Source organism: Pannonibacter sp. Q-1 (assembly GCF_054073275.1).
The window spans coordinates 35,492-51,956 of sequence record NZ_JBSXNB010000006.1; the positions used below are offsets into that span (position 1 = coordinate 35,492).

The following is a 16,465-nucleotide window of genomic DNA, read 5'->3' on the forward strand; positions in this document are numbered from 1 at the left end:
AATGAGCCCGCAACACATCAGATCGTGCCGCCGAGCGAACCCTCTAGTTCAGCCAGTTCCTTGCCGCCTGCCATCAGGTCCTGCAATTCTTCCGGCTTGATTTCCCCGCGTTTTGCGGTGCCCAGCGTCTTGCCCCGGTTCAGCACGGTGAACCGGTCACCCACCGCCATGGCATGGCGCACATTGTGGGTGATGAAGACGACACCAATACCGCGCTTGCGCACCTTGTCGATGGTCGCCAGCACGTTGGAGGTCTGGCGCACGCCGAGCGCCGAAGTCGGCTCGTCGAGGATCAGCACCTTGGCGCCGAAATAGACCGCACGGGCGATGGCCACCGTCTGGCGCTCGCCGCCCGAAAGCGTGCCGACCGCCTGTTCCGGCTCGCGCAGGTGAATGCCCATGTTGGCCATTTCCTCCAGCGTCACCCGGTTAGCCTTGTCGAAGTCGATGAAGCGGAACGGGCCGAACTTCTTCTCCGGCTCGCGGCCCATCCAGAAATTCCGGGTGACCGACATCAGCGGGATCATCGCCAGATCCTGATAGACCGTGGCAATGCCTGCACCCATGGCGTCACGCGGGCTGTTGAAGGCCGTAGCCTTGCCGTCCACCAGGATCTCGCCCTTGGTCGGCTTGTGCACGCCGGCCATGGTCTTGATGAAGGTGGACTTGCCGGCGCCGTTGTCGCCGAGCAGGCAGTGGCATTCTCCGGCCTTCACGTCGAAGCTGACGCCAGCCAGCGCGATCACGGGGCCGAAATGCTTTTCGATGTTGCGCAGTTCGATGAGCGGGGCGGACATCAGCGTTCTCCCGTGATCATGCGGCGGATGTAGGTGTTGAGGATCACGGCGAGGATCAGGATCGTGCCGAGGAACACCCGGAAGAGCGAGCTTTCAGCGCCCGAGAAGAAAAGACCCTGCTGCACCACGCCGAAGATGATGGCGCCCAGCGCCGCGCCGATGACCGAGCCATAGCCGCCGGTGAGCAGCGCCCCGCCGATGACCACGCAGATGATGGCCTCGAACTCCTTCAGCAGGCCGCGGTCCGCCGCCGCCGAACCGAATTCGATCACCTGGCAGGTGGCAAATACGGTGGCGCAGAAGGCGGTGAACATGAACATCAGCACCTTCACCCGGTTGACCGGCACGCCCACATAGCGGGCCGCCTGCGCATCACCGCCGGAGGCAAAGATCCAGTTGCCGAACTTGGTGCGGGTGAGAAGGATATGGCCGAAGGCGACGAGCACCAGCGCCCAGACCACCAGCATCGGCACGCCTTCCACCACCGGCAGCCCGGCCTTGGGACCAGCCACGAACTTGCCGACAAGACCCATATCAGCGAACCAGACAAAGAGGTTCTTGAAGATCACGCCGCCGAACAGGAAGGCGAGCCAGTCGTTCTGTGCCAGATCCTTGACGCCGCCGATGATGGTCTGGCGGGTGGTGAGGATCGACAGCCAGATGGTGAGGCCGCGCAGGATGTATAGGAAGGCCAGTGTCACGATGAAGGACGGCAGCCCGGTCTTGATCACCAGCATGCCGTTGATCCAGCCCAGCGTCACGCAGATGACAAAGGCCGCGATGATGGACACCCAGACGGGCAAGCCGAATTTGACGCTCAGAATGGCGATGACGATGCCGGCAAAGCCGATCATGGAGCCGACGGAAAGGTCGAATTCGCCGGAAATCATCAGCAGGCAGGCGCCCACGGCGATGATGGCAAACTGGGCGGACACCACGGTCCAGTTCATGATGCCTTCCGGCGCGAACATGCCGGAGTTGCCGGCGATCAGAAGGAAGAAAAGGAAGACCAGAACGGTGCCGGTGGTCGCACCCAGCTCGGGCCGGATCATGGCACGGCGCAGGGCCGAGACCTGCTTGATGCGCTCGTCCGTCATGAGTTGCCTCGATTTTCAGGAAACGTCTGTTGCAAGGGGCCGGGGCGCTTTCACACCGCCCCGGCCGGGGCTGAAACCTCAGCTCAGATCAGCCGCTTAGCGGTACTGACCGGCGTATTTCTCAACCAGTTCGATGTTGTCCTTGGTGACAAAGCCCGGGCCCGAGTTGATCGAGTTGCCCGGCACGACGCCATAACGGGCGTAGTTGGTGAGGATCACCACCGGCAGGTAGCCCTGCAGATAGGGCTGCTGGTCGATGGCAAAGGCGATGGTGCCAGCCTTGATGGCCGTGGCGATTTCGGAGGACAGATCGAAGGTGCCGAAGAAGATCTGGCCAGCCTTGCCATTCTGCTCCAGCGCCGCCAGCGTCGGGTGCGCAGAGGTGGGGCCGAGGGCAAGGATGGCGCCCGTGTCCGGGTTGGTCTGCAGATAGGCCGAGACCTTGTTCTGGATTTCGGACGGGTCCTGACCGGCATCGATCATCTGGTTACCGAGTTCCACGCCGAGCGCTGCGGCAAAGCCCTGGCAGCGTTCCACGGAGGCCGGGTTGGTGATGTAGTGGTTCACACACAGGAACGAGGTGGCACCGGCTGCCTTGGCCTTTTCGCCCGCGCCGAAGCCTGCGTCATATTCCGGCTGGCCCACATGCAGCAGCGCGCCCAGGTTCTTGGACTGCTCGATGGTGCCGGAGTTGATGGTGATGACCGGAATGCCCTTGGCCACAGCGTTGGAAATCGGGCCGGACAGCACGTCATAGTCAGCGATGGTGACGATGATGCCATTCGGGTTGGATGCAGCCGCCTGCTCCACGATGCGGGCCATGTCGGCCAGATCACCGGTCGGCGGGTTGCGGTATTCGACGCTGACCTTCATCTGCTCGCCGGCAACGGCGATGGCATTCTTGATGGTGTTCCACCAGCTGTCGCTGTCCGGCGCATGGCTGACCAGGACGAACTTTTCACCTTCGGCAGCAGCCGGAGCAGACAGGCCTGCCACGGCGATGGCCGCAGCGGCGACGGCGGTAAGCGCTTTTCTCATCATAACCTCCCAGAGTGCGGATCCGCCGGCTCCCCCCGGCGGCCACCCGGCCCGGATATGTCCGGGCGTCGGGTATGGAATATTCATTCCATTTTTAGGTTTGATGCAACAGTTTTTTTATGATGCGGCTTTTCGTCCGGCACCAACGGCCACTGCCAGCGTGATGGCAAGCGAGAGCGTCGCCGACAGCGCACGGAAGGCACCGAAGTCAACTTCCGCCACACTCAGCACCGTGGCATCCAGTTTCTGCAGCGGGCTCATCACCGTGTCGGTGATGGCGATGACCGGCACATCCTGGCCGCGGGCAAACTCTGCCAGTTCCACCGTTTCCCCGCTGTAAGGCGAGAAGGTGATGGCCACCAGCGCATCGCCCGGGCGGATGGCATGGCGGTGATCCAGCTTGCCCACACCATCATGCAGAAACGCCGGAACATCCATTTTTTCAAAGGCATAGGCGAGATAGGACGCCACCGGGAAGGCACGGCGCAGGCCCACGAGGTGCACCATTCCGGCTTCGGAAAGGATCTTCACCGCCCTGTCCAGATTGCGGCTGTCGACGCTGCTGGCGAGATTTTCCAGCGACATCCGGCCCGCATCGATGAACTCCGCCAGCAGGGCGGATGGGCTGCCAGCGCCGCTTTCCCGCAGGTTTCTGAGCCGTGTCGCGTAGTCCGGCCAGCCCTGCGCATAGGCATCGCGGAACAGGCGCTGCATCTCCGAATAGCCGGAAAAGCCCAGGATCTTGCAGAATCGCATCAGCGCCGAGGGCTGCACACCGGCCGCCAGCGCCATCTCCGCCACCGTTGAAACGGCGATCCGGTCCGTGTTCGCCGCCAGATATTCCGCGCATTGGCGCAGGCGTTTCGGCAGGGTTTCCGCCGCTTCCAGCAGACGGGCATGGAAGGCTTCGATGTTGCGCGGGGCGGAGAGGTGCGACATTGCGGTTTGCCAGTTCGTTGATCCTGCTTGACAAAACAGGATAGCCGCAGGATGACAATAATGGAATAAAAATTCTATTTGGTTTCGGGAGGAAATCAATGACCCTGGGGATTGGCCTGATCGGAACAGGCTTCATGGGCAAGGCGCATGCGCTTGCCTGGCGCAATGCCCGCGCCGTGATGGGCGACGTGCAGGACGTGCGGCTGGAACTGCTCTGCGATACGCCGGAAGACAAGGCCGCCGCCTTCGCCAGCCAGTTCGGCTTTGCCCGCTCCACCGGAGACTGGCAGTCGCTGGTCAATGACCCGAAGGTGGACGTGGTGTCGATCACCACGCCAAACCGTTTCCACAAGGACATGGCGATTGCTGCTCTTGAGGCGGGCAAGCATGTGTGGTGCGAGAAGCCGATGGGCCTCACGCTGGCTGAAGCCGAAGAGATGGCCGCCGCAGCCGCCCGATCCGGCAAGCTGACCATGACCGGCTACAACTACACCCGCAATCCCGCCTACCGCCATGCGCAGAAGCTGGTGCAGGAGGGGCGGATCGGCCGCATCGTGCATGTGCGCGGCGCGGTGGATGAGGATTATCAGGCCGACCCGGACCTGCCCTGGACCTGGCGGGCAAAGCTTGGCGAAGCAGGCCTTGGCGCGCTGGGGGATATTGGCTGCCACCTGATCAGCCTGCTCTGCGGCATCTGCGGCCCCATCGAAAGCCTCATCGCCGACATGCAGACCGTGCATGAAACCCGCCCCCTGCCCGATGGCACCGGCCGGGGCAAGGTGGAAAACGAGGATACGGCCACCGCCATCCTGCGCTTTGCCAATGGGGCGCAAGGCTCCTTCGCCGCCTCACGCTCCGCCTGGGGCCGCAAGAACCGCCTCGGCTTCGAGATCCACGGCACCAAGGGCATGATCATCTATGATCAGGAGCGGATGAACGAGCTGCAGCTCTTCGTCAACGAAGGCCCGAAGGCCGAACAGGGCTTCCGCACCATTCTCACCGGGCCGGATCACGATGTTTACGGCGCCTTCTGCCCAGCCCCCGGCCACCAGATCGGCTTCAACGACCTGAAGATCATCGAGGCTGCCGATTTTCTCCGCGCCATCGAAACCGGCACCCGTCCCTGGCCGGATTTCGCAGCGGCACTGGAATTCGAAAAGGTCATCCACGCCATTGCAGAAGCCGCCCGCAGCGGCACGCGGGTGCGTGTGTAAGATCAGCAAAAAGGCCGGAGCAGTGGATGCTCCGGCCTTGCTTGAATGCGCTCTTCCCGCCCTCCCCTCTCCTTCGTCATCCCGGCCGAGCAGCGTGAGAGCCGGGACCGGTGAGCCGGGGTATAAGTTGGTTGCCTTTGGAGCCATAGCCGGGAGACCCGGGCTCACCGGTCCCGGCTCGCGCTGCGCTCGGCCGGGATGACGAAGGAGAGGTTTTTCCTTCAGCGTGGACCGGAACAGCAGATGTTCCGGCCCCTATTTTTCAACAGCTTACAGCTCCGTCCACACCCCGCCCGCAGATGACGAGCGGATGCAGGCGTCGATGAAGCGCAGGCCGGCAAGGCCGTCGCTGAGGCCCGGCAGATGCTCCGGCAAGGCCACCGGCCCGCCGTCGCGTGCCGTACGGATGGCAACCGCCGCCTCGCGGTAGAGCGTGGCAAAGGCTTCCAGATAACCTTCCGGATGGCCCGAGGGCACACGCGTTACGGCAGCGGCAGCAGGTCCCGTGCCTGCCCCGCCGCGTGTCAGGCGGCGGCGCGGTTCGCCGAAGGGGGTGAACCACAGATGGTTCGGATTCTCCTGCTCCCATTCCAGCCCGCCCTTGCCGCCATAAACGCGCAGGCGCAGGCCATTTTCGTTGCCCGGCGCCACCTGGCTGGCCCAGAGCATGCCGCGCGCCCCGCCCGCAAACCGCAGCAGCACGTTGACATTGTCATCCACCCGGCGGCCCGGAACGAAGGTGCTGAGATCGGCCAACACTTGAGAAGGGGCAAGCTGCGTCACGAAGGTGGCCAGCTGGAACGCATGGGTGCCGATGTCCCCAATGCAGCCGCCCGCGCCCGAGCGGGCCGGATCCGTGCGCCAGGCGGCCTGTTTCTGGCCGCTTTCCTCCACCGGCTCGGTCAGCCAGTCCTGCGGATATTCCACCTGCACCAGGCGCAAGGTGCCGAGCTCGCCACTGGCGATCATTTCCCGCGCCTGCCGCACCATGGGATAGGCGGAATAATTGTGCGTGAGCACGAACAGCCGCCCGCTGGCCTCACCCAGCTTCACCAGCTCTTCCGCATCCTCCAGCGTCGAGGTCAGCGGCTTGTCGCAGATCACGTGGATGCCAGCCTTCAGAAAGGCGCGGGCCACCGGGAAATGCAGGTGGTTGGGCGTGACGATGGACACCGCCTCGATGCCGTCCGGCCTGGCCGCTTCCGCCGCCGCCATTGCTTCAAAGCTGTCATAACAGCGGGCCGGATCGACGCCCAGCTCAAGGCCGGACTGGCGTGCCCGTTCCGGATCCGACGAGAAGGCGCCGGCCACGAGGTCAAAGTCACCATCCAGCCTCGCGGCCATGCGGTGGACGGCGCCGATGAAGCCGCCCTGCCCGCCGCCAACCATGCCAAGGCGCACGCGGGTGCCTTGCCCCGCCCCGCCCCTTGCTTCAATTGCCATGTTCCAGTCCTCCCTCAGCCGGCCGCAGCCGGGGCAAGACCCAGCATCCGCCGGTTGGCAGCATCATCTGCACCGCTGGCGGCAAAGTCGTCAAAGGCCTTTTCCGTCACCCGGATGATGTGGTCCGCGATGAAGGGCGCCCCTTCGGCCGCGCCGTCTTCCGGGTGCTTGATGCAGCATTCCCATTCCAGCACGGCCCAGCCGTCATAGCCATGGGCCGTGAGGCGGGAGAAGACACCGGCGAAATCCACCTGTCCGTCGCCCAGCGAGCGGAAACGCCCGGCGCGGTTGATCCACGGCTGATAGCCGGAATAGACGCCCTGCCGCCCGTCCGGATTGAACTCGGCATCCTTCACATGGAAGGCGCGGATACGCTCGTGATAGATATCGATAAAAGCCAGATAGTCGAGCTGCATCAGCACGAAATGCGACGGATCATAGTTGATGCAGCAGCGCGGATGGCCGCCGACTCGCTCCAGGAACATCTCGAAGCTGGCGCCGTCAAAGATATCCTCGCCGGGATGAATTTCGTAGCACAGATCGACGCCCGCCTCGTCATAGGCATCAAGGATGGGCCGCCAGCGCCGGGCCAGTTCATCAAAGGCCGCCTCGATCAGCCCCTCCGGCCGCTGCGGCCAAGGGTAGACATAGGGCCAGGCCAGCGCACCAGGAAAGCTGACACTGGAATTGAGGCCGAAATGGCGCGAGGCCTTGGCTGCCTTCAGCATCTGATCCACCGCCCAGGCCTGCCGCGCGGCCGGATTGCCATGCACCGCCGCCGGGGCAAAACCATCGAATGGCACGTCATAGGCCGGATGAACGGCCACAAGCTGGCCCTGAAGATGCGTTGCAAGCTCGGTGACCTCGACGCCCGCCTCCCGGCAGATGCCGGCCACATCCTCGCAATAGCCAACAGAGTCTGCGGCCTTGTCCAGATCGAACAGGCGGCTGTCCCAGGTCGGAATCTGAACCCCGCGATAGCCGAGGTCCGCCGCCCAGGTCACCATGGACTTGAGCGAGTTGAACGGCGCCGTATCCCCGGCGAACTGGGCCAGAAACAGACCCGGACCCTTCATCGTTTTCATGCGCACCTCCCGAGCGATGACAAAATCCCCCCTGTTCCGGCGCCTCACCCATTTGAGGAAGGACGCCGGGCTGGCGTGCTGGAACATGTTTCTGCATTTCATCCGGCAGGGGTAACGCGGATGCAAGCCGTGGATTATCATGCTCCAGACGGCCTACATGGCTTATGTAAACCTTTTTACTGTTGCTGTAAACATTTACAGACGCAGTTTGGCAAGGCATAGGTCAGAGGTTGCATATAGCCTTGCATCAAGGCAGAGACAGGGAACAGCATGCAGAGCAAGACCGCCACGATCGAGGACGTTGCGCGCCTCGCCGGTGTTTCCATCGCCACCGTCAGCCGCGCATTGCACCATCCGGCGAAGGTGGCGGAGGCCACGCGCAAGAAAGTGCTGGCGGCCATCGACAGCACCGGCTTCACCGCAAACGCCATGGCGCAGAGCCTGCGGCTGAAAAGCACGCGCATGATTCTCGTCATCGTGCCTGATATCGGCAACACCTTCTTCGCCAGCATCCTGCGCGGGCTGGAAGCCGTGGCCCAGCAGCGCGGCTATGGTCTGCTCATCGGCAACAGCGAGAATGATCCGGCCATCGAGGAAACCTATGTTTCCTACCTGCGCTCGGGCAAGGTGGACGGGCTTGTGCTGCTTTCGGGCCGCCTGCCCTGGCCCGCGGGCAGCATTCCGGCCAACCCGCCGCCGATGATTTCGGTCTGCGAGGAAATCGAAATGCCCGGCTTGCCCTTCATCGGCATCGACAATCAGGCCGCGGCACGGCTCGCCACGGAACATCTGATCGCCGCCGGCCACCGCCGCATCGCCTATGTGGCAGGCCCGGCGCGCAACATCCTGACGCGCCAGCGGCAGGACGGCTATGCTGCTGCGCTCGCGGCAGCGGGCATTCCGCTCGACCCGGGCCTGCTGCTGCCCGGCGACTTTTCCATCGAAAGCGGTGTCAGGGCCGCAGCCAGCATGGATGGCATGGAGGAGCCCCCGACGGCCTTCTTCTGCGCCAATGATGAAATGGCCATCGGCGTGATCATGGAACTGACCCGGCGCGGCCTGAAAGTGCCGGAAGATGTGGCCGTGATGGGCTTTGACGACATCCAGTTCTCCAGCTGCACCACTCCGCCATTGACCACCGTGCGCCAGCCCCGCCGCGAAATCGGCGAGGAAGCCATGGACGTGCTGCTGGACCTGATCGAAACCGGCACCCCGCCCAGCCTGCACCGGCTCCTGCCGGTTGAACTTGTCGTACGCGGCAGCACGGGAATGCCCGCCAGCGAAAGGTGAGCGCGCAAACAGGCAGCAGGCACTGAGTCGCCCCCGCCAAGCGCAGCGCGAGCCGGGATCCACTCGCGTGCAGAGAGCTGCCGCTACCACACGCATGGCGGCAAGCTCCCGCCCGAAGCCAGAGGCATCACCGGAAGCACTCTTCACCGCTCTGCGAACGAGTGGCCCCCGGATCTGCGCTCCGCTTCGCCCGGGGTGACGCTGAGTGTTTGGTGCAGCTGTGCTTCTGCTTCTACATCGGGAGCACTTCAGCTGTCCGCCATCTTGCTGCAGCCTGCCCCGAACCGCCCCTCCCCGGCGCCCTCCCGGTTGTCCTTCCGAATATTTACCCTTTTCAAGCGGCGCATGCCTGTGCTATGAAAATGATGTAAACGATTACAGAGAACCCAAAGAGGCCATGAAATCGTTTCAATGGGAGGAGACCATATGAAAAAGTTTCGTCATGCCCTGCTGGCCACGGCGATGTGCCTGGTTATGCCCGCGGCCGGTCAGGCCGCCGAGATGAAGGCGGAAGTGCTACATTGGTGGACATCGGGGGGAGAGTCCGAATCCATCAAGGTTTTTGCAGATTCTTTCAAGGCCAAGGGCGGTGAGTGGATTGATTCCGCCATTGCCGGCGGCCCCAATGCCCGCACCGCCGGCATCAACCGCATTGTCGGCGGCAATCCTCCGACGGTGATGCAGTTCAACACCGGCCTTCAGTTCGACGAGCTGGTGGCAACCGGCATGCTGAGCTCCCTTGATGAGGTGGCTGAAGCCAACAAGTGGCGGGATGTGCTGCCGCCGGACATCGTCACCGCGACGACGCGCAATGGCAGTTTCTATGCTGTCCCGGTCAATATCCATGGCCAGAACTGGCTCTGGTACAATCCGGAAGCTCTCGCCAAGGCCGGCGTCGAACCGCCGAAGACCTTTGCCGACGTGATCGCTGCCGGCGGCAAGCTGCGCGAGGCGGGAATCGTGCCCTTCGGCCATGGCGGCCAGAACTGGCAGGACCATCTGCTGTTCGATGCCGTCCTGGTGGCGGAAGCGGGCCAGGACGTGTTCCACAAGGTCTATGCTGACCGCGATACAGAGGCCGCCAAAAGCGAAGGCTTCCGCAAGGCAGCTGAAACCTTCGCCGCCCTGCGCGCATTGACCGACGAGGGCAGCCCCGGCCGCAACTGGAACGACACCACCAGCATGGTGATCACCGGCAGGGCCGCCATGCAGCTCATGGGCGACTGGGCCAAGGGCGAGTTCACGGCCGCTGGGCTTACAGCGGGCAAGGACTTCGGCTGCACCGTCATGCCCGGCGGCTATGTCATGGGCGGCGATGTTTTCGTCTTCCCCAAGGTCAGCGACAAGGGCGCCCAGGAAGCACAGGCCGCCATGGCCACGCTGATGCTGGATCCCGAAACCCAGATCACCTTCAACACGAAAAAAGGCTCGGTTCCGGTGCGGCTGGATGTGGATGTGAGCGGCATGGACAGCTGCGCACAGACCGGCATGGCCGCCCTGAAGGACCCCGAGCAGCAGGTGCCCAGCATCAACTTCATCGCATCGCCTGACCTTGTCGGCGCGACCCGCGATGTGGTGACCCAGTTCTGGAGCACCCCGTCCATGACCCCGGATGACTTCATCGCCCGGTTCATTTCCGCGATGCAATCCGCCGGCTGAACCGGCACAGGCTCCCAAGGCTCCCAGCCAGGGCTCCGGCATGTCACCGTGACACTGCCGGAGCCCATCCTCCGGAGCCGTCAACCGGAGCCCATCAAGGGGTACTCGTCATGACCATAGCTCTACCGGCCGGCCGGCCGGAACGGGTGCGCACGCGCAGGCGGCGGAATCTGGCAGCCACGCTGGCCCTCGTTCCAACGGCACTCATCGTTCTGGTGGTCTTTGTGGGCTGCCTGCTCTGGACCATCCGCCTGTCCTTCACCAGTTCCAGGCTTCTGCCTGTGCTGGACTGGGTGGGTCTGCAGCAATATTCCCGCCTCTTCGCCAATGAACGCTTCCTGCTCTCGGTCGAAAACATCGCCGTCTTCGGCGTGCTCTTCATCGCCGGCTGCCTGATCCTCGGCTTTCTGCTGGCGGTTTTCATCGACCAGAATGTGCGTGGCGAGGCGGTGTTCCGCACCGTTTTCCTCTATCCCTATGCCATGTCCTTCGTGGTCACCGGCCTTGCCTGGCAGTGGTTCCTCAACCCCACGCTCGGCCTGCAGCAGATCGTCCGCGACCTCGGCTTTTCAACCTTCCGCTTCGACTGGCTCGTCAATCCGCAGATGGTCATCTACACGCTGGTCATCGCGGGCCTGTGGCATGGCGCGGGCCTTGTCATGTGCATCATGCTGGCGGGCCTGCGCGGCATTGATGCCGACCTGTGGAAGGCCGCCCGCATCGACGGCATCCCCGTCTGGCGCACCTATCTGTCGGTGGTGCTGCCGCTGCTCGGGCCGATGATCATCACAGCCGTCGTCCTGCTCGCAACGGGCGTGGTCAAGCTCTACGACCTCGTTGTCGCCATGACGCTCGGCGGACCGGGCATTGCCTCCGAAGTGCCGGCCAAGTTCGTCATGGATCACTTCTTCGAGCGCAACAACATCGGCCTCGCCACCGCTGCCGCCACGGCCATGCTCATCGCCGTCGCCAGCGTTCTCGCCCCCTGGGTCTATGCCCGCTACATCCGCCCGCAACACGGGAGGCACGCATGAGCCAGACCGTCATCCCCTCGGGCCGCAAGCCGCAGCGCCTGACGCTCGCCCGCGCCGGTGTCTACGCCTTCCTGGTCATCAGCGCGCTCTATTTCCTGCTGCCGCTGTGGATCATGCTCATGACCTCGCTGAAGGACATGGAGGAAATCCGGCTTGGCAGCATTCTCGCCTGGCCGAAGGCGCTGACCTTCGAGCCGTGGCTGCGTGCCTGGTCCTCGGCCTGCACCGGCCTTGACTGCTCCGGCATCAGCACGGGCTTCTGGAACTCGCTGAAGATCCTCGTGCCATCGGTGTTCTTCTCGGTCGCATTGGGCGCCGTCACGGGCTATGCCCTGTCCTTCTGGCGGGTGCGGGGCGCGAACCTGATGTTCGGCATCCTGCTGATCGGCGCTTTCGTGCCCTATCAGGTGTTCCTCTATCCGCTGGTCCGCATCTTCGCCACCACCGGCATCTACAACTCGCTCCTGTGCATCGTGCTGGTTCACGTCATCTTCGGCCTGCCGCTGATGACCCTGCTGTTCCGCAACTACTATGCGGGCCTGCCCATCGAGCTGTTCAAGGCGGCACGTGTGGATGGCGGCGGCTTCTGGACGATCTTCCTGCGGGTGATCCTGCCCATGTCGACGCCGATCCTCATCGTCGCCACCATCCTGCAGGTCACCGGCATCTGGAACGACTTCCTCTTCGGCCTCACCTTCGCCGGGCGGGAGAACCTGCCGATGACGGTGCAGCTCAACAATATCGTCAATTCGACCCAGGGCGAGCGCGCCTACAACGTGGACATGGCCGCCACCATGCTCACGGCGCTGGTTCCGCTTGCGGTCTATTTCCTCTCGGGACGCTGGTTCGTGCGGGGCATCGCCGCCGGCGCGGTCAAGGGATAACGCCATGTCTGCTGTTTCAGTCCGTGACGTCAGTGTTGCATTCGGCCAGCACCGGGTGTTCGACGGCATGTCGCTCGATATCGAGGCCGGGGAATTCATCGTCCTGCTCGGCCCATCCGGCTGCGGCAAGTCAACCCTGCTCAACGCCATCGCCGGTCTTCTCGATATCAATGAAGGCCAGATCCACATCGGCGGGCGCAACGTCACCTGGGAAGAGCCGAAGGACCGGGGCATCGCCATGGTGTTCCAGTCCTACGCGCTCTACCCGCGCATGAGCGTGCGGGAGAACATGTCCTTCGGCCTGCGCATGGCCAAGACACCCAAGCCCAGCATCGACGCCAAGGTGAGCCGTGCGGCGGACATGCTGCAGATCAGCCACCTTCTGGACCGGCGCCCCGACCAGCTCTCCGGCGGCCAGCGCCAGCGCGTCGCCATTGGCCGGGCGCTGGTACGCGATGCGGATGTGTTCCTCTTCGACGAGCCCCTGTCCAACCTCGATGCACAGCTGCGCAATGAACTGCGTGTCGAGATCAAGCGCCTGCACCAGCAGATGCAGAACACGACCATGATCTACGTCACCCACGACCAGATCGAGGCGCTGACGCTGGCCGACCGCATTGCCGTGATGAAGGACCAGAAGATCCAGCAGCTCGGCACCCCGGCAGAGATCTATCACCATCCGGCCAATCTCTTCGTGGCTGGCTTCGTCGGCAGCCCGCGCATGAACTTCATCGAGGGCACGGTGCAGCCGGGTGACGGTGCGCCCGTTTTCACGGCACCGGGCATCCTCCAGCCGCTGAGCCAGTACCGCTTCCGCGAGCCGGTGCGTGCGCCCATGGCCGCAACGCTGGGCGTGCGGCCGGAGCATGTGCGCGTCAACACCCCCGATGCACAGCCGGGCTTCCGGGTCGATCTGCTGGAGACCCACGGCGCCGACAATCTGATGTGGTGCGCCAATGACAGCCTGTCGCTGCAGATCCGCCTGCCCGGCACCATCAGCTATCCGCTCGGCACCGCCGTCAGCCTCGCCTTTGACGCGGACCAGCTTTCCCTCTTTGGCGGCGAGGATGGCGAACGCCTCTGACCCTGCCCCTTCTTCCCTCATCTCACTGGAGCATTCGACATGCAGGACATCATCTCCATCCAGCTTTACTCCCTGCGGGACTATGGAAACCTCGCCCGTCAGCTTGAGACGCTGGCCTCCATTGGCTTTAGCCATGTGGAGACCATCGGCTCGCATCTGGCCAATGCCGCCGAAACCCGTTCCCTGCTCGACCAGCACGGGATGACCGCCCCCTCCGGTCACGTCGGGCTGGCCGACCTGCGCGAGCGGTTCGACTGGGTGGCGGATCAGGCAGCCGCCATCGGCATCTCCCAGCTCTACATGCCTGCCGTTCCCCCCGGCGAGCGCGAGGGCATGCCCGCCGGCTACTGGCGCAAGCTCGGTGTGGAACTGGGCGAAATGGCCGTGCGCATGAAGAGCCATAACATCGGCCTTGGCTATCACAACCACCATTGGGAGCTGTTCCCCAGCGCCGATGGCGCGATCCCCTTTGATCTGCTGATCGAGGCTTCCGCCGGTTCTCCGCTGACGATCGAGGCCGATCTTGCCTGGCTGGTGCGCGGCGGTGCGGATCCGCTCGCCTGGATGGCAAAGCACAAGGACCGGCTGTCGGCCATCCATGTGAAGGACATCGCGCCGCAGGGCGAGAATCTTGATGAAGACGGCTGGGCCAATGTGGGCGCAGGCACGCTGGACTGGCCGGCGCTGCACGAAGCCGCCCGCAGCCATGGCGTCCGCCTCATGGTGCTGGAGCATGACAAGCCCGCCGATGCAGCCGCCTTTGCCCGCGAAAGCTATGCCTATCTCACCGGCCTTTCCGGCGAAGCCGCCAAGACCTCCCGCAGCGCCTGAAGGAACTCCCCCAAAATGAAGACCATGAAACTCGGCATCATCGGCTGCGGCAACATCTCCGATGCCTATCTGACCGGCGGCGCCAGATCGCAGATCGTTTCGGTGAAGGCGGTGACGGATCTCAATGCAGAGGCAGCCCGCGCCAAGGCGGAGGCCTATGGCGTTGAAGCCATGACCGTGGAGGCCATGCTGGCCGATCCGGAAATCGAGATGATCATCAACCTGACGGTGCCGCAGGCCCATGCCGCCGTCAGCGGATCGATCCTTGCGGCCGGCAAACACGTCTATTCCGAAAAACCCTTTGCCGTCACCTATGCGGAGGCGAAGGAAATGGTTGCTTCCGCCGATGCCAAGGGGCTGAGGATTGGCTCTGCACCGGACACGTTCCTCGGCGCCGCCCATCAGCGCGCCCGTGAGCTGATCGACGAAGGCAGGATCGGCAAGGTGGTGGGCGGTGCCGTCACCTTCGCCACCCCCGGCATGGAAATGTGGCATCCCAACCCGTTCTTCTTCTTCCAGAGGGGCGGCGGGCCGGTGCTGGATATCGGCTGCTATCCGATCACCCAGCTGGTCAATTGCCTGGGGCCGGTGGAAAGCGTCGTGGCCCATGCCTCGCGCGGACGGGAGACGCGCGTCATCACCAGCGAGCCGCACAATGGCAAGGAACTGACGGTGGAGGTGCCGACCACGGTCAACGGCGTGCTCGCCTTCGCCAATGGCGCCAATGTCGCCTTCACCGCCTCCTGGGACGTGTGGAAGCACGGGCGCAAGCCGATCGAGTTCTACGGCACGGAAGGCAGCATCCTCAACCCGGATCCGAACTTCTTCGGCGGCGAGGTTCTGCTGTCGGCGCTCAACGGCGAGTGGGAAGCGCAGGACATCTCGCACCTGCCCTTCGGCGCCCCCAACCGCCCCTTGCGCGACGGGCGCGAGGTGGCCGACTACCGCATGGCGGGTGTCTTCGATATGGCGGCTGCCATCCGCACCGGCCGGCCGCACCGGGCAAATGGCGCGCTGGCTCTGCATGTGCTGGAGATCATGGAGAGCCTCGAACGCGCCTCTGACGAAGGCCGCCGCATCACGCTGGAAACCACCTGCGAGCGCCCGCAAGCCGTGCCGCATGGAACCGGCGAGGCCGTCTTCCTCTGATCCTGAAAGCAGACATGAGGGGCAGCTAGCACGGCTGCCCCTGCCCCATCCGGCATTAACGGAACAGCAGCACCGGCACCTTGCAGGAACGCAGCATCTGCGTCGTGGTGGAGCCGATGATCAGGCTGCGCAGGCGCGAGTGGCCATAAGCCCCCATCACCAGCAGACCGATGCCATTGTGCTCCACATTCGAGGAAATCACCGGCTCCGGATCGCCCGGCACAATGCCGGTGAGCACATCAAATCCTGCGGATTTCAGCTTGTCTTCGGCCGAACTCAGGCTCGCCTTCTGTGCGGTGTTGGGCTCGCCGGCCATCAGCAGGTGGATATGCAGGCCGGAGAAAAGCGGGCTCCGGGCAATATAGTCCACCGCCTTCACCACACTGGGGCCGCCATCAAAGGCGACGAGCACCTTTTCCACCGGACGGAAGCTGCGGGCTGCGACCAGCAGCGGCCGGGACACGCTGCGGGCCAGGCGCTCCAGATTGGAGCCCAGATGCAACGTCTCGAAATCCGCCGCCTCCCCACGCTTGCCGACAACGATCAGTTCGGCACCGGCTTCAATTCCGGTCACCGCTTCCACCACCTCGCCATGCCTCAGGCGGCTGGAGACGGCGGCAACCCCGCGCTCACGCATCAGCGCCTCGGCATCATCCAGAATGGCGCGGCCATGCTCATGGGCCACCCGCGCCCGCTCCTCATCCAGGCGGGCCAGTTCGCTCAAGAGCGCGGTGCGCGCACCCAGCGCGATGGAGCCGCTGTAATCGGCACTGTGCACGGCCTTGCGCACCAGCACATGCACGAGATCCACGGGCAGGCCAAGGCGGGAGGCCGCCCAGACCGCATGTTCACAGACGCTGGGCGCATAGACCGAGGCGTCCAGGAGGGCGATGATGGTTCTGGCTGTCATGGCTTTGTCCT

The 16,465-nt window shown here is 64.0% G+C and carries 15 protein-coding genes; 8 read left to right on the forward strand and 7 right to left on the reverse strand.

The window, feature by feature from the left end:
* Positions 1-17 precede the first annotated feature (17 nt).
* The 4 genes from ACVNHC_RS17300 to ACVNHC_RS17315 form a co-directional block, all read right to left on the reverse strand.
* The gene (locus ACVNHC_RS17300; RefSeq protein ID WP_050475231.1) at positions 18-797 is read right to left on the reverse strand and encodes an ATP-binding cassette domain-containing protein; all 780 of its coding nucleotides are present in this window, start codon (positions 795-797) and stop codon (positions 18-20) included.
* A complete protein-coding gene (locus ACVNHC_RS17305; RefSeq protein ID WP_374631023.1) occupies positions 797-1,894 on the reverse strand; it encodes an ABC transporter permease in 1,098 nt (365 codons plus the stop codon). The genes ACVNHC_RS17300 and ACVNHC_RS17305 overlap by 1 nt, the downstream gene beginning before the upstream one ends.
* A gap of 96 nt (positions 1,895-1,990) precedes the next feature.
* A complete protein-coding gene (locus tag ACVNHC_RS17310) occupies positions 1,991-2,932 on the reverse strand; it encodes a sugar ABC transporter substrate-binding protein (protein ID WP_457168312.1) in 942 nt (313 codons plus the stop codon).
* A gap of 117 nt (positions 2,933-3,049) precedes the next feature.
* On the reverse strand, positions 3,050-3,871 hold the full coding sequence (locus ACVNHC_RS17315) for a MurR/RpiR family transcriptional regulator (RefSeq protein WP_457168314.1): 822 nt from the start codon (positions 3,869-3,871) through the stop codon (positions 3,050-3,052).
* A gap of 98 nt (positions 3,872-3,969) precedes the next feature.
* On the opposite strand from ACVNHC_RS17315, the gene ACVNHC_RS17320 reads away from it, so the two are divergent.
* A complete protein-coding gene (locus ACVNHC_RS17320; protein WP_457168316.1) occupies positions 3,970-5,085 on the forward strand; it encodes a Gfo/Idh/MocA family protein in 1,116 nt (371 codons plus the stop codon).
* Positions 5,086-5,355: 270 nt separating this feature from the next.
* Here ACVNHC_RS17320 and ACVNHC_RS17325 read toward each other — a convergent pair whose 3' ends face one another.
* Entirely contained in the window at positions 5,356-6,528 is a 1,173-nt protein-coding gene (locus ACVNHC_RS17325; protein ID WP_457168318.1) for a Gfo/Idh/MocA family protein, read from the reverse strand.
* Positions 6,529-6,542: 14 nt separating this feature from the next.
* The gene (locus ACVNHC_RS17330) at positions 6,543-7,613 is read right to left on the reverse strand and encodes a sugar phosphate isomerase/epimerase family protein (RefSeq protein WP_457168320.1); all 1,071 of its coding nucleotides are present in this window, start codon (positions 7,611-7,613) and stop codon (positions 6,543-6,545) included.
* A gap of 270 nt (positions 7,614-7,883) precedes the next feature.
* Here ACVNHC_RS17330 and ACVNHC_RS17335 point away from each other — a divergent pair, with 270 nt between their 5' ends.
* The 7 genes from ACVNHC_RS17335 to ACVNHC_RS17365 all read left to right on the forward strand — a co-directional run bounded on the left by ACVNHC_RS17335 (position 7,884) and on the right by ACVNHC_RS17365 (position 15,544).
* Complete coding sequence (locus tag ACVNHC_RS17335) at positions 7,884-8,903, forward strand: LacI family DNA-binding transcriptional regulator (protein ID WP_457168322.1); 1,020 nt, start codon at positions 7,884-7,886, stop codon at positions 8,901-8,903.
* A gap of 426 nt (positions 8,904-9,329) precedes the next feature.
* Positions 9,330-10,562 (forward strand): ABC transporter substrate-binding protein, encoded by a 1,233-nt coding sequence (locus tag ACVNHC_RS17340; RefSeq protein WP_457168324.1) that lies wholly within the window; start codon positions 9,330-9,332, stop codon positions 10,560-10,562.
* A gap of 110 nt (positions 10,563-10,672) precedes the next feature.
* Positions 10,673-11,596, forward strand: a complete 924-nt coding sequence (locus ACVNHC_RS17345) for a carbohydrate ABC transporter permease (protein ID WP_082206157.1) — start codon at positions 10,673-10,675, stop codon at positions 11,594-11,596.
* Positions 11,593-12,480: a carbohydrate ABC transporter permease gene (locus ACVNHC_RS17350; RefSeq protein WP_050475224.1), complete on the forward strand. Its 888-nt coding sequence runs from the start codon at positions 11,593-11,595 to the stop codon at positions 12,478-12,480. Before ACVNHC_RS17345 ends, ACVNHC_RS17350 begins: the two co-directional genes overlap by 4 nt.
* A 4-nt stretch (positions 12,481-12,484) precedes the next feature.
* Complete coding sequence (locus ACVNHC_RS17355) at positions 12,485-13,564, forward strand: ABC transporter ATP-binding protein (RefSeq protein ID WP_457168327.1); 1,080 nt, start codon at positions 12,485-12,487, stop codon at positions 13,562-13,564.
* A 39-nt stretch (positions 13,565-13,603) separates the two neighbouring features.
* Positions 13,604-14,395: a sugar phosphate isomerase/epimerase family protein gene (locus ACVNHC_RS17360; protein ID WP_457168329.1), complete on the forward strand. Its 792-nt coding sequence runs from the start codon at positions 13,604-13,606 to the stop codon at positions 14,393-14,395.
* Positions 14,396-14,410: 15 nt separating this feature from the next.
* Positions 14,411-15,544 (forward strand): Gfo/Idh/MocA family protein, encoded by a 1,134-nt coding sequence (locus ACVNHC_RS17365; protein ID WP_457168330.1) that lies wholly within the window; start codon positions 14,411-14,413, stop codon positions 15,542-15,544.
* A 55-nt stretch (positions 15,545-15,599) separates the two neighbouring features.
* On the opposite strand, the gene ACVNHC_RS17370 is transcribed toward ACVNHC_RS17365, so the two are convergent.
* A complete protein-coding gene (locus ACVNHC_RS17370) occupies positions 15,600-16,454 on the reverse strand; it encodes a universal stress protein (RefSeq protein ID WP_457168332.1) in 855 nt (284 codons plus the stop codon).
* Between the last annotated feature and the right edge of the window lie 11 nt (positions 16,455-16,465).

Excerpts from the sequence above, each read along its gene's own strand:
- ACVNHC_RS17305 (WP_374631023.1), bottom strand. The coding sequence starts at position 1,894 with ATGACGGACGAGCGCATCAAGCAGGTCTCGGCCCTGCGCCGTGCCATG.
- ACVNHC_RS17340 (WP_457168324.1), top strand. The coding sequence starts at position 9,330 with ATGAAAAAGTTTCGTCATGCCCTGCTGGCCACGGCGATGTGCCTGGTT.
- ACVNHC_RS17350 (WP_050475224.1), top strand. The coding sequence starts at position 11,593 with ATGAGCCAGACCGTCATCCCCTCGGGCCGCAAGCCGCAGCGCCTGACG.
- ACVNHC_RS17355 (WP_457168327.1), top strand. The coding sequence starts at position 12,485 with ATGTCTGCTGTTTCAGTCCGTGACGTCAGTGTTGCATTCGGCCAGCAC.
- ACVNHC_RS17360 (WP_457168329.1), top strand. The coding sequence starts at position 13,604 with ATGCAGGACATCATCTCCATCCAGCTTTACTCCCTGCGGGACTATGGA.
- ACVNHC_RS17370 (WP_457168332.1), bottom strand. The coding sequence starts at position 16,454 with ATGACAGCCAGAACCATCATCGCCCTCCTGGACGCCTCGGTCTATGCG.
- ACVNHC_RS17315 (WP_457168314.1), bottom strand. The coding sequence starts at position 3,871 with ATGTCGCACCTCTCCGCCCCGCGCAACATCGAAGCCTTCCATGCCCGT.
- ACVNHC_RS17330 (WP_457168320.1), bottom strand. The coding sequence starts at position 7,613 with ATGAAAACGATGAAGGGTCCGGGTCTGTTTCTGGCCCAGTTCGCCGGG.
- ACVNHC_RS17325 (WP_457168318.1), bottom strand. The coding sequence starts at position 6,528 with ATGGCAATTGAAGCAAGGGGCGGGGCGGGGCAAGGCACCCGCGTGCGC.
- ACVNHC_RS17300 (WP_050475231.1), bottom strand. The coding sequence starts at position 797 with ATGTCCGCCCCGCTCATCGAACTGCGCAACATCGAAAAGCATTTCGGC.
- ACVNHC_RS17310 (WP_457168312.1), bottom strand. The coding sequence starts at position 2,932 with ATGAGAAAAGCGCTTACCGCCGTCGCCGCTGCGGCCATCGCCGTGGCA.
- ACVNHC_RS17365 (WP_457168330.1), top strand. The coding sequence starts at position 14,411 with ATGAAGACCATGAAACTCGGCATCATCGGCTGCGGCAACATCTCCGAT.
- ACVNHC_RS17320 (WP_457168316.1), top strand. The coding sequence starts at position 3,970 with ATGACCCTGGGGATTGGCCTGATCGGAACAGGCTTCATGGGCAAGGCG.
- ACVNHC_RS17345 (WP_082206157.1), top strand. The coding sequence starts at position 10,673 with ATGACCATAGCTCTACCGGCCGGCCGGCCGGAACGGGTGCGCACGCGC.
- ACVNHC_RS17335 (WP_457168322.1), top strand. The coding sequence starts at position 7,884 with ATGCAGAGCAAGACCGCCACGATCGAGGACGTTGCGCGCCTCGCCGGT.